The sequence below is a fragment of the Sphingomonas sp. T1 genome (assembly GCF_902506585.1).
GTDB lineage: Bacteria > Pseudomonadota > Alphaproteobacteria > Sphingomonadales > Sphingomonadaceae > Sphingomonas > Sphingomonas aerolata.
The window spans coordinates 909,917-924,968 of the sequence record NZ_LR733875.1; the positions used below are offsets into that span (position 1 = coordinate 909,917).

Consider the following 15,052-nt stretch of genomic DNA (forward strand, 5'->3'; position numbering starts at 1 on the left):
GAAACTTGCATACGCAAGGGCGCGCCCGCCCTGCCCTAACCGCGTCAGCCGATCAAGCCGGCCAGATTCTTCCACAACCCGAAATTGCCGAGATCGTTGAAGGTCACGAGAAGCATCAGTGCGAGGATCGCCGCAAGACCGCCGCGATACGCCCATTCCTGAACGTCGGGACCGACGGGCTTTCGCCGGACTGCCTCTATCGCATAAAATAGCAAATGTCCGCCATCAAGCATCGGCACTGGCAGCAGGTTGATGAACCCCAGATTGATGGACACCAGCGCAATCAGAAAGACATAGGCATCGAGGCCGAGCGACATCTGCTCGCCCGAGACCTTGGCGATACTGAGCGGTCCGCCAAGCTCCTTGACGGAGCGACGGCCCGAAATCACCTGGCCCAGCGTCTCGACCATCATCGAGACGATCTCGCCGGTCCGCTTCACCGCGACGGCCGGTGCTTCGACCAAGCCGACGCGAACGACGATGGGTTTGCCACCGGCGATCCCAAGCCGGCCGATCCGATATTCATTCCCGAACCGGTCGCGCTGTAGCTCGGTACCGATCACGACATCGCGCGACACCAGTCGTCCATCACGCAGTACATCAATGCGGGTGCGCTCTCCCGCACGGATGCGGGCGTAGCGTGCCATGTCGTCGAAGGTTTCGACCGAACGCCCGCCCAGCGCGGTGACCCGGTCGCCCTGTTGCAGACCAGCGAGTGCCGCCGCACTGCCGGGAACGGTCGCCCCGATCACCGGCGGCATCCGGACGTCGCCATAAGCGAGCGCGAAGCCGGCAAGGATGATGATTGCGACGACGAAATTGACCACCGGGCCTGCGGCAACGACAATCGCGCGCTGCCAAACCGGTTTCGACTGGAATGTCCGCTGACGTTCGTCGGCAGGCAAGGCGAGCCATTCGGCGGAAGGCTGGCTTGCCGGGGTGATGTCCCCGGCGAATTTCACATAACCGCCAAGCGGCAGCCAGCCGAATTTCCAACGTGTGCCGCGACGATCGGTAAAGCCGGCGATCTCGCGTCCGAACCCGATCGCAAAGGCGTCGGCCTTGATCCCGAATATCCGTCCAGCGAGATAATGGCCCATCTCGTGGACGAACACGAGCGGTCCGATGACGAGCATAAAGGACAGGATCGTCAGCAGGATACCGGGCGTTTCGATCAAACCACGCAATCCTTCACACGCTCGCTCGCAAGGCGCCGCGCGTCGGCGTCGATGGCCAGAACGGCATCGACGCTATCCGGTGCGGCCGGATCGTAGCGTATCAGCGTATCCTCCACGATTGCGGCAATTTCGAGGAAGCCGATCCGGCGGTTGAGAAAGGCTTCGACCGCGACCTCGTTCGCCGCGTTGAGGATCGCCGGGCGCGCCCCGCCCGCGTCCAGTGCTTCACGTGCCAGCCGCAATGCGGGAAACCGCACCGGATCGGGCGCCGCGAAATCGAGTCGGCCAATGCCGACGAGATCGAGCGGCGCCATCGGCGTCGCCATCCGGTCGGGCCAGGCCAAGGTATGCGCGATCGGCGTGCGCATGTCGGGCGGGCCGAGCTGTGCCAGAACCGAACCATCGACATAGTCGACCAGGCTGTGGATCACCGACTGCGCATGGATGACGATCTCAATCCGGTCGGGCGCGATCGGAAACAGCCGGGCCGCCTCGATCAGTTCGAGCCCCTTGTTCATCATCGTCGCCGAATCGACCGAAATCTTGGCGCCCATCGACCAGTTGGGATGCTTGACAGCCTGTTCGAGCGTCACGCCGCGCATCTGATCGGTCGTCCAGTCGCGGAAGGGCCCGCCGCTGCACGTCAGGATGATCCGCCGTATGCCTTCGGGACGCGCGGCATCAAAGCATTGGAAAATCGCGTTATGCTCGGAATCCGCCGGGAGCAGGGTCGCCCCGGACCGCGCAGCTGCGCGCAAGATGACGTCGCCCGCGGAGACCAGCGGTTCCTTGTTTGCGATGACGACCGTGCCGCCCTGCTCGATTGCCGACAGGACGGGCTTGAGGCCCGCACAGCCGACGATCGCGCCCATCGTCCAGTCGGCGCCCGATGCGGCGGCCTCGGCGATCGCGTCCGCACCGCCACCGGCGCGGACACCCGTTCCCGCCAGCGCCGCCTGCAACTCTGGCAGGCACTGCTCGTCGGCAACCACCGCGAATTCGGCGCGGGTCCGAATCGCGGCCGCAGCGAGCCGTGCGACGTCGCAATTCGCGGTCAGCGCGACGACGCGAAAACGATCGGGCTCGCGTTCGACGAGATCGAGCGTCGACGTACCGACCGACCCGGTCGCACCGAGAATCGTGACGCTTTTCATGAGTATAAGCTCGGCAACATGATGAGTAACGCCGCGACGGGGGCGACCGGGACGAGCCCATCGAGACGGTCCATCACGCCGCCATGCCCGGGCAGCGTATTGCCGCTGTCCTTGACGCCTGCGACGCGCTTTAACCAGCTTTCGTACAGGTCCCCCATCTGCGCCAGCGCCGCAAGAAACGGCGTGGCGAGCGCAAGGTGGAACGGCAGCGCATATTCGACGTGAAGGATCGCCGCGACGATGCCCGCGAGCACCACGCCGCCAATCAGGCCCGACCAGGTCTTGTTCGGGCTGATCACGGGTGCAAGCTTGGGTCCGCCGAGCGAGCGTCCGGTGAAGAACGCGCCGATATCGCACGCCCATACCAGCGACAGCGCCCATAGCGTCAGGAGCACGCCGTCCTCCTGACGCCGGATGATCATCAGCGCGAGCACGGGCAGCCCGCAATAGATGATTCCGAGCGCCAGCGGAGGCTTACGCGTGGTGATGACGACGAAGAACGCCGCCCCGGCAAGCAGGCCGAGCGTGAAGAAGTCATGCACGACGAGGATCAGCGAGGCCGGCGCCATCAGCGCGAGCGGCACGGACAACGCAAACTGCGTCATCCGCCTGGTCTTAGCGTCGGCGCCCTGCAGCATCGCCCATTCCGCCATCATGAACAGCGCGGCCACCACGCCCAACAGCCAGAAGGCGATGCCGCCCAGCGTCAGGGCGACGCTCGCGACGACGATCATGCCGACGCTCGCGATCATTCGGAGCTTGAGGTTGGATGGTGTGCGAAGCGCCTGATCGGGGGCCCGTTCGGGATCGGTAAGCGTCACAGCCCACCGTAGCGGCGTTGCCGCACGCCAAAGGCCGCAACGGCCTCGGCGAGCGCGTCGCCGTCGAAATCGGGCCAGAGCGTGTCGACGAACAGCAGTTCGGCATAAGCCGCCTGCCACAACAGGAAATTCGACAGGCGTTGTTCGCCCGAGGTGCGGATCATTAGGTCCAGCGGGGGAAGATCACGCGTGTCGAGTTCGCCCTCGACCATCGCCGCGTCGATGCTCGCCGGATCGAGCACCCCGTCGCGCGCGCGTTCCGCCAGGCGGCGGGCGGCGAGCACGAGTTCGGCATGGGCGCCGTAGTTGAGTGCGATCGCGAGTAGCGGACCGGTGTTGGCCGCGGTCCGCGCGATCGCATCATCGACCATCGCGACCAGATCGGGCGAAAAGGCATGATAATCCCCGATGACGCGAAGACGGACATTCTCGCGGGTCAGCTCATCAAGATCGCTGCGGATGAAATGCCGCAGCAAGCCCATGAGGTCGCTGACCTCTTCCGCAGGACGGCGCCAGTTTTCGGACGAGAACGCATAGAGCGTCAGCGCCTCGATCCCCATCGCACGCGCCGCGCGGGTGACGTTTCGAACCGCATCGACGCCCGCCTTGTGGCCGGCAAAGCGGGGGAGGAAGCGCTTCTTCGCCCACCGCCCATTGCCGTCCATGATGATCGCGACATGACGCGGCACCGCGCCGCCCCCAGGAACGGCGACGAGCGACGCAGCCTGGGAGGCTCCGGCCGAAGCAGCGCCAAGCGGCCTCACTTGCCCAGGATTTCCTTTTCCTTGGCGCCCGCGGTCGCATCGAGATCGGCGATCGTGCTGTCGGTGAGCTTCTGCACCTCGACTTCGTGACGCTTGCGCTCGTCCTCGCCGAACACGCCCTTCTTCTCGTCGACCTTCAGCGAATCCATCCCGTCGCGGCGGACGTTACGGACTGCAATGCGGGCCTTTTCAGCATATTGGCCGGCGAGCTTGGCGAGTTCCTTGCGACGCTCCTCGGTCAGATCGGGAATCGGCAGACGCAGCGTCTGGCCGTCGACGATCGGGTTGAGACCCAGGCCCGCGGAGCGGATCGCCTTGTCGGTCGGGCCGACATTCGACTTGTCCCAGACCTGCACCGACAGCATCCGCGGCTCAGGTGCCGACACGGTCGCGACCTGGTTCAGCGGCATCGACGAGCCGTAGACCGTGACCATCACCGGATCGAGCAGCGCGGTCGACGCGCGGCCGGTGCGCAGCCCGGCCAGATCGTGCTTCAGCGCTTCGACGGCACCCGCCATGCGGCGTTCCAGGTCGCTCTTGTCATACGCTGCCATCTTAACTCTCCTGCTCGTTCTGGACGATCGTCGACACGCCATCACCCGCCAGCACCGCGGCAAGATTGCCGGGTTCGCGGATGTTGAAGACGACGATCGGGATATCATTGTCGCGGCACAGAGCGATCGCGCTCGCGTCCATGACCTTGAGGTCCTCGGACAGCACCGTGCTGTACGAGATCGTCTCGTAGCGCGTTGCGTCCGGGTCCTTTTTCGGATCGGCGCTGTAGACGCCGTCGACCGACGTGCCCTTGAACAGCGCGTCGCACTTCATCTCGGCAGCACGCAGCGCGGCGCCCGAATCGGTGGTGAAATAGGGGCTGCCGACACCGGCGGCGAAGATCACGACGCGGCCCTTTTCGAGGTGCCGTTCGGCGCGACGCCGGATGAAGGGTTCGCAGACGCTCGCCATCGGGATCGCCGACTGGACTCGCGTGTCGATGCCGATCTGCTCGAGCGCGTTCTGCACCGCGAGCGCGTTCATCACGGTCGCGAGCATGCCCATATAATCGGCGGTCGCGCGCTCGAAGCCCTTGGCGGCGGCGGCGAGGCCACGGAAGATGTTGCCACCCCCGACGACGATGCAGATCTCATAGCCCTTGGCGCGGACGTCGGCGATCTCGCCGGCGACACGTGCGGTGACTGTGGGATCGATCGAAAGACCGGCGGGTCCCATCAGGACTTCGCCCGACAGTTTGAGCAAAATGCGTTTGAAGCGCGGAGGCGTCATAAATCTCGAATTGTGATTGGCGGGGCGGCGCGGACCTTAGGCGGCGAGGCCGGGGATGTGAAGCGCTGCGACGTGCCTGTGTGGACTCTGAGCGGTCAGGAGACGGAAAATCGTCGACCGCAGGAGGGCGCGCGAGGGGAAATGCCGTCATTTCCGCGGAGATGGAGGCCCGGAAGGGGGTGGCGTCGCGAGCGAACACCGACCGCGAAGGGTCTGGATCCCCGCCTGCGCGGGGATGACGGAGTAGTACGCGGCTACTCCGTGATCCTTCTCCCCTTTGGGAGACGGTGGACCAGAGGGGACGGATGAGGGGCGTGAGGTTCGAGACCTCGCCACTCCCCTCACCCTTCCCACGGCCGAGTGGCCGTGGGCCCCTTCCCTCTCCCCGGACGGGAGAGGGAGGGCGTTGTTACGCCTGCGGAACGCCCGAGGCGGCAGCGACTTCGGCAGCGAAGTCGGACTGCTCCTTCTCGATGCCTTCGCCGAGCTGGAAGCGGACATAGTCCACCAGCTTGATCTCGGCGCCCGCGTCCTTGCCGGCCTTGGCGACGACGTCGGAGATCTTGGTCTTGCCGTCCATCACGAACAGCTGGCTGACCAAAGCATGCTCCTTGCGGTACTTGGCGATGCCGCCTTCGACCATCTTGGCAATGATATCAGCAGGCTTGCCCGATTCGGCGGCCTTCTCGGTCGCGATCGCGCGCTCACGCTCGATCTCGGCTTCGTCGAGATCGGCCTCGTTCAGCGCCTTCGGGAACGCCGCGGCGATGTGCATCGCGAGCTGCTTGCCGAGCGTCTGGAGCACTTCGTCCGAAGCCTCCGACTCGAGCGCGACGAGCACGCCGATCTTGCCGAGGCCCGGCGATGCCGCGTTGTGGATGTACGGAACGACCGCACCCTTGCTGACTTCGAGCGTGCGCGAACGGCGCAGCGACTGGTTCTCGCCGATCGTCGCGACGTTGTTCGTCAGGACTTCCTCGACGGTCTTGCCCGATGGCATCTCCTGCGTCTTGAGCGAGTCGATGTCGCCACCGGTGGCGAGCGCGATCTGCGTCACGTCACGGACAAACGACTGGAATTGATCATTCTTTGCGACGAAATCGGTTTCCGAGTTGACCTCGACCGCAGCACCCTTGGTGCCCGAAACGGCGACGCCGACCAGGCCCTCGGCCGCGGTGCGGCTGGACTTCTTGGCGGCGGCGGCGAGACCCTTGGTCCGCAGCCAGTCCATCGCCTGCTCCATGTCGCCGGCGTTCTCGCTGAGCGCCTTCTTGCAGTCCATCATGCCCGCGCCGCTCTTTTCGCGCAGATCCTTGACCATTGCTGCCGTGATATCAGCCATGTCCGTAAATCCTCTTTAGTCTGAATGTAGTTGCGGGCGAGGTAAGGCCAGATGCCCTACCCCGCCCGCATGACGGTTCGGCGACGACGCTTATGCGTCGATCTGGCGCTCACCCTCGGCCGCGAACTCTGCGGCGGTCTCGGCATTCGTCGCAACCTGCGTCGTGTCGGCGGTCGGCTCGACGGTCGCCTCTTCCTTCGGCGGCTCGACCATCGCACCGATGTCGGCACCGGTCCGGCGCTGCTGCTCCTGGCCACCACGAGTCGCTGCGATTGCAATGGCTTCGCAGTAGAGGCGGATAGCGCGCGCGGCGTCGTCGTTCGCGGGCACCGGGAAGGCGATGCCGTCCGGCGAGACGTTCGAATCGAGGATCGCCACGACGGGAATACCCAGCGTGTTGGCTTCCTTGATCGCCAGCTCTTCCTTGTTCGCGTCGATCACGAACATCACGTCGGGAATGCCGCCCATGTCGCGGATGCCGCCGAGCGAAAGCTCGAGCTTGTCCTTCTCGCGGGTGAGCTGGAGCACTTCCTTCTTGGTCAGGCCGACGGTGTCACCCGACAGCATTTCCTCGAGCGTCTTCAGACGCTTGATCGAACCCGAGATGGTCTTCCAGTTGGTGAGCATGCCGCCCAGCCAGCGATGGTTGACGAAGTGCTGGCCTGCGCGACGTGCAGCATCGGCGACGGGCTCCTGCGCCTGGCGCTTGGTGCCGACGAACAGGACCTTGCCACCGCCGGCGACGGCCGACGAGACGAATTCGAGCGCGCGCGCGAAGAGCGGCACGGTCTGCGAGAGGTCGAGGATGTGGACGCCGTTGCGGTCACCGAAGATGTAAGGCTTCATCTTGGGGTTCCAGCGATGCGTCTGGTGACCAAAATGTGCGCCCGTTTCAATGAGCTGCTGCATCGAGACGACTGGTGCCGCCATAGGATATGTCCTTCCGGTTGTGCCTCTGGGAAGCGGATGACGTGCCGGCCGAATGACCGAAACGCACCGGGCTATGATGCCTCCCATGCGGGGTTAGAGGCGCGGCCCTTAGCCGGGGACCGCGCCAAATGCAACGGCTTACCGCCGACTTGACAAAAGAACGCAATAAGAACATAACGGGGCCAGAACAGAACAGAGGTTCGACTCGGCGCAGAATCACCCCGGAACGGCGGTGATCCAAATGCGACGAACGGAACGATGTTTTCGACCGGGTGTTGCGAACCTTAACACAATGTTCGCATTTGCAGGGAAGGCGAGCGGGAAGATGAGCGGGATGATGATAGTGAGCTTCATGGTGTTCTCGGGGTCGTTCGCAGTCGCGACCGCGGTGATCCTGACGTCGATCGCACCGCAATGGTCGCGCATCGTCAGCCTTGCATTGGGTAATGTCGAGCCGGCTTTCGCCCCGTTGCAGACGCTCGCGCGCGCCGAGCGCCGGATCGCGGTCCGCCGCTGGTCTTCGACCGGTATGCCGCAGCCGTCGCAGCGCTGGAATGCCGCCGCCTGACCTTTGGAGGTTTGACCTGGGCGCCTGATCACCAGGCGCCTTACTGATCCACGGACGTGGCCGGCTTGTGGGTTACACGGGGTCCACCTGGGGATCGCCCGCCCCGGGTCAGCAGGCCCAGGGCTCGATCGGCCGGATCAGAGACCCGGTTTGTTGGACGTCTCGCCGCTACGGATGCCGGCGCGCTGGCGGCGGACTTTGGCATAGCTGGCGATGCTGAACGGCATCGACACGATATAGAGAAGGCAGATGAGGCTGAGCGTGTGCCAGGGGGCGCTGACGAGCGCGGCACCGAGCAGGACGACGAGCGCGATCGCTTCGAACCGGACGTTACGACGCAGCTTGAGCGAACTCCACGACCAGGTCGCGATACTCGACACCATCAGCAGCGCCACGAACGCGATCCAGGGTGCGACGATATAGGGCGAGGCGAAGAACGGTTCGTCGGTCCAGAACCAGAAGAACATCGGCATGAGCGCGAGCCCTGCCCCGGCGGGCGCGGGCACACCGGTCAAGAAGCCTGCGGATTTGTGCGGCTGATGGCTCTCGTCGATCTTGGCGTTGAAGCGGGCGAGGCGGAGCGCGCAGAACACGGCGAAGATCAGCGCGCAGATCCAGCCCATTCGGGGCAGCGCGGCGAGCGACCAGAGATAGACGATCAGTGCAGGGGCGACGCCGAAGGAGATCGCATCGGAGAGCGAATCGAGTTCCGCGCCGAACCGGCTCTCGCCGTGGAGCATGCGCGCGATCCGGCCGTCGAGCCCGTCGAGCACGCCCGCGACCATGATCATCGCGACCGCGCTTTCCCATTGGCCGCCGATCGCGAACCGGACGCCGCTGAGGCCCGAGCAGAGGGCGAGTGCGGTGACCGCGTTGGGTGCGACCGCGCGGAGCGGCAGACCGCGGCGCGGCCGGCGCGCCCGCATCGCGCGGCCCGCCGCCTGCGATTCGTCAGCGCGGCTGGCGGATCCGTAAGACGTCCCGTCCCGATCGTTCACCGGACCATCATTCGAAGGACCATCGATCACTGGGCAATGCCGCCGACGGGCACGCCGCCGACCCGGCCGAGCACGGTCTCGCCGGCGATGCTGCGCTGGCCGAGACAGACCTGTGGGACGACATGATCGGGAAGATAGACGTCAACGCGGCTGCCGAATCGGATGAGCCCGATCCGCTGGCCGACCGCGACCATGTCACCCGCCTTGACGAAGCCCAGGATCCGCCGCGCGACGAGCCCGGCGATCTGGGTGAAGCCGATCCGCATGCCGTTGCGATCCTCGACCACGAAATGCTGGCGCTCGTTTTCCTCGGACGCCTTGTCGAGATCGGCGTTGAGGAACTTGCCCGAGATATAGACGACCTGGCGGATCGTGCCCGCGATCGGCGTGCGGTTGATGTGCACGTCGAACACCGACATGAAGATCGACACGCGCACCAGCGGTGCGTCGCCGAGACCATTCTCGCCGGCGAGTTCGCGCGGGATGGGGACGCGCTGGATCATCGTGATCAACCCGTCGGCGGGGGCGACGATCAGCCCCTCGCCCTGCGGCGTGGTGCGGACGGGGTCGCGGAAGAAGGTCGCGACCCAGATCACGACGCCGACCATCGGCCAGAACAGCACATGGCTGAGCATCGTCAGCAGCAATGTGATGCCGGTCGCGATGGCGACGTATTTATAGCCTTCCGGATGGACTGCGGGAAATCGCCATTTGACCGTGGAGGTCGTGACGGGCGGCTTGTCGAGCGATGCCATAGCGTGCGGGTCTATCCGTGCCGGACGCGCGATACAACGATGAACAGCCTTTTCCCGACAGCACCGGGGGTTGCGCGAGGTTGCTCGAGGTTGCTTCGCGCGACATTCGGCAGTCGATCGGGGCGCGCCCGACGGTTGATCGGCGGGGCCGGCTCCCCTAGACGCTCCCCCAACCCCCTCCCCCGAAGGACGATATATGGCGAAGATCAAGGTTAAGAATCCGATCGTGGAGATCGACGGCGACGAGATGACCCGGATCATCTGGGAATGGATCCGCGAGCGCCTGATCAAGCCGTATCTCGACATCCAGCTCGATTATTACGATCTCGGCGTCGAGCATCGCGACGCGACCGACGACCAGGTGACGATCGACAGCGCGCTCGCCACGCAGAAGCATGGCGTCGCAGTCAAGTGCGCGACGATCACGCCCGACGAGCAGCGCGTAACCGAATTCGGCCTGAAGAAGATGTGGAAGTCGCCCAACGGCACGATCCGCAACATCCTGGGCGGGACGATCTTCCGCGAGCCGATCGTGATCAAGAACGTCCCCCGCCTGATCCCGGGCTGGACCCACCCGATCGTCGTCGGCCGCCATGCGTTCGGCGACCAGTATCGCGCGACCGATTTCCTCGTCCCCGGCCCCGGCAAGCTGCGCCTGGTGTTCGAAGGCGATGACGGCGCGACGATCGACCGCGAAGTGTTCCAGTTCCCGTCGGCGGGCGTCGCGATGGCGATGTACAATCTCGACGACTCGATCCGCGATTTCGCACGCGCGTCGATGCATTACGGCCTGAACCTGAAATGGCCGGTGTACCTGTCGACCAAGAACACGATCCTGAAGGCCTATGACGGTCGCTTCAAGGACCTCTTCGCCGAGGTTTTCGAGAGCGAATTCAAGGACAAGTTCAAGGAAGCGGGCATCGTCTACGAGCATCGCCTGATCGACGACATGGTCGCATCGGCGCTGAAGTGGAACGGCGAGTTCGTGTGGGCGTGCAAGAACTATGACGGCGACGTCCAGTCGGACCAGGTCGCCCAGGGCTTCGGCTCGCTGGGTCTCATGACCTCGATCCTGCTGACCCCGGACGGCAAGACCGTCGAGGCCGAAGCCGCGCACGGCACGGTCACGCGTCACTTCCGCATGCACGAGCAGGGCAAGGCGACCTCGACCAACCCGATCGCGTCGATCTTCGCCTGGACCGGTGGCCTGAAGTATCGCGGCAAGTTCGACGACACGCCGGACGTGACGAAGTTCGCCGAGACGCTCGAGCGCGTCTGCGTCCAGACGGTCGAGAACGGCCACATGACCAAGGATCTCGCGATCCTGATCGGGCCGGACCAGCCCTGGATGACGACCGAGCAGTTCTTCGAGCAGGTCCGCTCGAACCTTGAAGCCGAAATGGCCAACTGGGCGTGACGGACGGCCCCTCCCGGAAACGGGAGGGGCCTTTTTTTTTGGGTGCGGGTTGCGTGATGGCGGCCTTCCGTGACGCCGCGCGCTCGCGGCTCTGCGAGGCTCGGCCGGCCCGGCGTCCAAGGCCCTCCCGGCTCTCCAACTCCCCTGCTTTAGCTTTCCGGTCCTGGCCCTCTCCGCCGTCATTCTGATGGAAGTCAGGACCCAGGGTTACGGGCGCTGCGCTGCTTGGCTCTGGGTCCTGACTTTCGTCAGGATGACGGGTTGGGGGTGGGTGTCGGTGTTCCATGCCCGGCATTGCTCGGCCCGGCTCGCCTTGGCTCGTCTCGCCTCGGCCTAGCCCAACCCGGCTCGCCCCGGCCACCCGCGCCCGCCGCTCTCAGGGACGCGAACCGCGCGGGCGGTGGGGCGGTATTATTCCCTGACGAATCGGGGAGGCGTCGCCTAAGGTCGGGGGATGGCATTACGGCTCGATAATCAGGGTTTCAGCGACACACTCGTCATTCTCGGCGCGGCGGGGCTGGTGATCCCGGCGTTTGCGCGGTTCAGGGTCAGTCCGGTGATCGGGTTCATCCTGGTCGGTTTGCTGGTCGGGCCGGCGGGGCTGGGGTCGCTCACCGGGGCGGTGCCGTGGCTTTATTACCTGACGATCTCCAACCCCGAGGCGATCGAGCCCTTCGCCGAGTTCGGGATCATCCTGCTGCTGTTCTCGATCGGGCTCGAATTGTCGTTCCGACGGCTCTGGTCGATGAAGCGGCTGGTGTTCGGGACGGGGGCGGCCGAGCTGATCGGGTCGGCGATGATCATCGCGGTCGCGCTGCATTTCATCGGGCAAGGCTGGGCGGGTGCGATCGGGCTGGGCTTTGCGCTGGCGCTGTCGTCGACCGCGCTGGTGCTGCCGCTGGTCGGGACGACCGGCGCGGTCGGGCGCGGCGCGTTTGCGATGCTGCTGTTCGAGGATCTGGCGCTGGTGCCGCTGATCTTCGTGCTGGGCGCGCTCGCGCCGACCGCGACCGCGGACGGGTGGAGCAACCTGGCGGGCGTGGCGCTGCGCGGCGCGGGCACGGTGGTGGCGATGTATGTCGGCGGGCGGCTGATCCTGCCGCGGCTGTTCGGGCAGGCGGCGCGGACCAAGAGCCCCGAGCTGTTCCTGGCGGCGTCGCTGCTGGTGGTGATCGTGGCGAGCGTCGCGACGACCGCGGCGGGGCTGTCGCCGATCGTCGGCGCGCTGCTCGCCGGGCTGCTGATCGCGGAGACCGAATATCACAGCGAGGTCGAGGTGATCACCGCGCCGTTCAAGGGGCTGGCGCTCGGCGTGTTCCTGATCACGGTGGGGATGAGCCTCGACCTGCGGCTGATCGCGCAGAACTGGCCGTCGCTGCTGCTCGCGGTGACGGGGGTGGTGGCGACCAAGGCGGTCGTGACGTTCCTGTTCCTGCGCGTCGCCAATTCGCGGCGCGGGGTGGCGGCGGAGACCGGGCTGTTGATGGGGAGCCCGTCCGAGACGACGCTGATCGTGCTGGCGACCGCGGCGCAGGCGCAGCTGATCCTGCCGTCGACCGCGAGCTTCTGGCAGACGGTGACCGCGATCGGTCTGACGATCACGCCGCTGCTCGCCAAGCTCGGACGCACCGTGTCGCGTCAGCTGGAAAGCCGGTCGACCGCGGATACGGGCGATATCGAGATCGACGAGGAGGGTCCGGGGACGGTGGTGATCGGCTTCGGCCGGGTCGGACGGATGGTCGCGGACATGCTCGCGGTCCACGGCCAGCGCTATGTCGCGGTCGAGGCGGATATCGATTCGGTCGAGGCCGCGCGGGCGCAGGGGCATCCGGTGCTGTTCGGCGACGTCGCGCGGCCCGAGCTGGTCGACCGGCTGAAACTGGATACCGCCAAGGCGCTGATCCTGACGATGGACGACCCGGTGCTGACGGTGCGGCTGGCGCGGCGGGTGCGGCTGCTGGCGCCCAATTTGCCGATCGTCGCGCGTGCGCGGGACACCGCGCATGCCGCCGAGCTGTACCGCGCAGGCGTGACCGATGCGGTGCCCGAGACGCTGGAGAGCTCGCTGCAGCTGGCGGAGGCGGTGCTGGTCGACCTGGGCGTCGCGATGGGGCCGGTGATCGCGTCGATCCACGAGAAGCGCGACGAACTGCGGCAGGAGATCAAGGCGGCGGCGGACATGCTGGTCGAGCCGCGGGTCCGCAAGGCCAAGCGGACGCCGCGGAAGGTCTAGCGCGGGGCGTCAGGCGTCGGTGAGGGTGAAGTCCCTGAACCGTTCGCGCAGTGCGGTCTTCAGGAGTTTGCCCGTTGCGGTGTGGGGCAGTTCGTCGACGAAGACGATCGCGTCGGGGAGCCACCATTTGGCGACGTGCTGCGCCAGGTGATCGCGGATCGCGGTGTCGGTGACGGTGCTGCCGGGCTTGCGGACGACGATCAGCAGCGGGCGCTCGTCCCATTTGGGGTGGTGGATGCCGATCGCCGCGGCCTCCGCGACGCCGGGGCAGCCGATCGCGGCATTTTCGAGATCGACCGAGCTGATCCATTCGCCGCCCGACTTGATGACGTCCTTCGACCGGTCGGTGATCTGCATCGTGCCGTCGGTGTGGAGCATCGCGACGTCGCCGGTGTCGAACCAGCCCTCCGCATCGACCGCGTCGCTGTCCGCGCCGAAATAGCGCTGCACCACCCAGGGGCCGCGGACCTGGAGCGAGCCGGCGATCGAGCCGTCGCGCGGGAGCACCTGCCCCTGATCGTCGATGATGCGCAGTTCGATGCCGAAGGGGACGCTGCCCTGCTTGGTGACGAGATCGAGCTTCTCGTCATGCGTCATCATGTCCCAGTGCGGCGGTGCGAAGCCCGCGGTGCCGATCGGCGAGGTCTCGGTCATGCCCCAGAGGTGCTTGACCGACGCGCCCATGGTCATGATCCGGTCGATCATCGCGCGCGGGGCCGCGGCGCCGCCGATCGTGACGAGCTTCAGATGCTCGGGCGCCCCGCCGGTCGCGTCGATATGCCCGAACAGCGCGAGCCAGACGGTCGGCACGCCCGCCGAATGCGTCACATGCTCCTGGTTCATCAGCCGGCACAGCACGCCCGGATCGTTGATCGCCGAATAGACCACCTTCGCCCCCGACAGCGCGCAGGCGAAGGGCAGCCCCCAGGCGGCGGCGTGGAACATCGGCACGACGGGCAGCACGACCGCGCTGGGGGACAGATCGAACACCCAGGGCGCGACCTCCGCCATCGCGTGGATCAGCGTCGAGCGGTGCGTGTAGAGCACGCCCTTGGGATTGCCGGTGGTGCCGCTGGTATAGCAGAGCATGCACGGATCGCGCTCGGGCCCCTCGACCCAGGCATAGTCGCCATCCTGCTCGTCGAGCAGCGCGCGGAAGCCGTCGGGGCCGAGATCGTCGAAACAGACATAATGGCGGATGCTCGACCATTGCCCGCGCAGCCGGTCGACGATCGGCTGGAACGCCTTGTCGTAGAGCATCACGCGGTCTTCGGCATGGTTGGCGATATAGACGAGCTGTTCGTCGAACAGCCGCGGGTTGATCGTGTGGATCACCCCGCCCATCCCGATCGTGCCATACCAGGCGATCAGGTGGTGCGCGTGGTTCATGGCCAGCGTCGCGACCCGGTCACCGGGACGGACGCCAAGCTTTTCAAGCGCTTGCGCGAGTTTCTTCGCGTCACGTGCGATGCCGGACCAGTCGGTGCGGGTCTCGCGGCCGTCCGCCCAGTAGCTGACGATCTCGCGGCGGCCATGCTCGCGCGCGGCATGGTCGATCAGCCGGGGGACGCGAAGCTCGAAGTCCTGCATTCCACCCAGCATCGTCGC

At 66.0% G+C, this 15,052-nt stretch carries 14 protein-coding genes; 3 read left to right on the forward strand and 11 right to left on the reverse strand.

From position 1 onward, the window contains the following. Positions 1-44: 44 nt before the first annotated feature. The 8 genes from rseP to rpsB all read right to left on the reverse strand — a co-directional run bounded on the left by rseP (position 45) and on the right by rpsB (position 7,473). Positions 45-1,178, reverse strand: coding sequence for an RIP metalloprotease RseP (gene rseP / locus GV027_RS03925; protein ID WP_159511055.1), 1,134 nt, complete (start codon positions 1,176-1,178; stop codon positions 45-47). Beyond that, positions 1,175-2,332 (reverse strand): 1-deoxy-D-xylulose-5-phosphate reductoisomerase, encoded by a 1,158-nt coding sequence (locus GV027_RS03930; RefSeq protein WP_159511056.1) that lies wholly within the window; start codon positions 2,330-2,332, stop codon positions 1,175-1,177. Before GV027_RS03930 ends, rseP begins: the two co-directional genes overlap by 4 nt. Further along, positions 2,329-3,084, reverse strand: coding sequence for a phosphatidate cytidylyltransferase (locus tag GV027_RS03935; RefSeq protein ID WP_159512722.1), 756 nt, complete (start codon positions 3,082-3,084; stop codon positions 2,329-2,331). The genes GV027_RS03930 and GV027_RS03935 overlap by 4 nt, the downstream gene beginning before the upstream one ends. Before the next feature lie 65 nt (positions 3,085-3,149). After that, positions 3,150-3,917 (reverse strand): isoprenyl transferase, encoded by a 768-nt coding sequence (locus tag GV027_RS03940; protein WP_042466469.1) that lies wholly within the window; start codon positions 3,915-3,917, stop codon positions 3,150-3,152. Then, the gene (gene frr / locus GV027_RS03945) at positions 3,914-4,471 is read right to left on the reverse strand and encodes a ribosome recycling factor (protein ID WP_031394213.1); all 558 of its coding nucleotides are present in this window, start codon (positions 4,469-4,471) and stop codon (positions 3,914-3,916) included. The genes GV027_RS03940 and frr overlap by 4 nt, the downstream gene beginning before the upstream one ends. A gap of 1 nt (position 4,472) precedes the next feature. Beyond that, positions 4,473-5,201 carry a UMP kinase gene (gene pyrH, locus GV027_RS03950; protein ID WP_031394212.1) on the reverse strand — a complete coding sequence of 243 codons (729 nt, stop codon included), beginning with the start codon at positions 5,199-5,201 and terminating at the stop codon, positions 4,473-4,475. Between the two features lie 409 nt (positions 5,202-5,610). Then, positions 5,611-6,543, reverse strand: coding sequence for a translation elongation factor Ts (tsf, locus tag GV027_RS03955; RefSeq protein WP_159511057.1), 933 nt, complete (start codon positions 6,541-6,543; stop codon positions 5,611-5,613). Positions 6,544-6,633: 90 nt separating this feature from the next. After that, the gene (gene rpsB, locus GV027_RS03960) at positions 6,634-7,473 is read right to left on the reverse strand and encodes a 30S ribosomal protein S2 (protein ID WP_159511058.1); all 840 of its coding nucleotides are present in this window, start codon (positions 7,471-7,473) and stop codon (positions 6,634-6,636) included. A gap of 334 nt (positions 7,474-7,807) precedes the next feature. On the opposite strand from rpsB, the gene GV027_RS03965 reads away from it, so the two are divergent. Further along, positions 7,808-8,041 carry a hypothetical protein gene (locus GV027_RS03965; protein WP_234387593.1) on the forward strand — a complete coding sequence of 78 codons (234 nt, stop codon included), beginning with the start codon at positions 7,808-7,810 and terminating at the stop codon, positions 8,039-8,041. 137 nt (positions 8,042-8,178) lie between these two features. Here GV027_RS03965 and pssA read toward each other — a convergent pair whose 3' ends face one another. Together pssA and GV027_RS03975 are read right to left on the reverse strand one after the other, a co-directional pair. Further along, positions 8,179-8,967, reverse strand: coding sequence for a CDP-diacylglycerol--serine O-phosphatidyltransferase (pssA, locus tag GV027_RS03970; protein ID WP_159512723.1), 789 nt, complete (start codon positions 8,965-8,967; stop codon positions 8,179-8,181). A gap of 98 nt (positions 8,968-9,065) precedes the next feature. Then, positions 9,066-9,794, reverse strand: a complete 729-nt coding sequence (locus tag GV027_RS03975) for a phosphatidylserine decarboxylase (RefSeq protein ID WP_031440639.1) — start codon at positions 9,792-9,794, stop codon at positions 9,066-9,068. A 196-nt stretch (positions 9,795-9,990) separates the two neighbouring features. On the opposite strand from GV027_RS03975, the gene GV027_RS03980 reads away from it, so the two are divergent. Both GV027_RS03980 and GV027_RS03985 read left to right on the forward strand, forming a co-directional pair. Next, positions 9,991-11,211 (forward strand): NADP-dependent isocitrate dehydrogenase, encoded by a 1,221-nt coding sequence (locus GV027_RS03980; protein ID WP_031394019.1) that lies wholly within the window; start codon positions 9,991-9,993, stop codon positions 11,209-11,211. Positions 11,212-11,665: 454 nt separating this feature from the next. Then, positions 11,666-13,444: a cation:proton antiporter domain-containing protein gene (locus tag GV027_RS03985; RefSeq protein WP_159511059.1), complete on the forward strand. Its 1,779-nt coding sequence runs from the start codon at positions 11,666-11,668 to the stop codon at positions 13,442-13,444. A gap of 9 nt (positions 13,445-13,453) precedes the next feature. Here GV027_RS03985 and GV027_RS03990 read toward each other — a convergent pair whose 3' ends face one another. Further along, positions 13,454-15,046 carry a long-chain fatty acid--CoA ligase gene (locus GV027_RS03990; protein WP_159511060.1) on the reverse strand — a complete coding sequence of 531 codons (1,593 nt, stop codon included), beginning with the start codon at positions 15,044-15,046 and terminating at the stop codon, positions 13,454-13,456. Between the last annotated feature and the right edge of the window lie 6 nt (positions 15,047-15,052).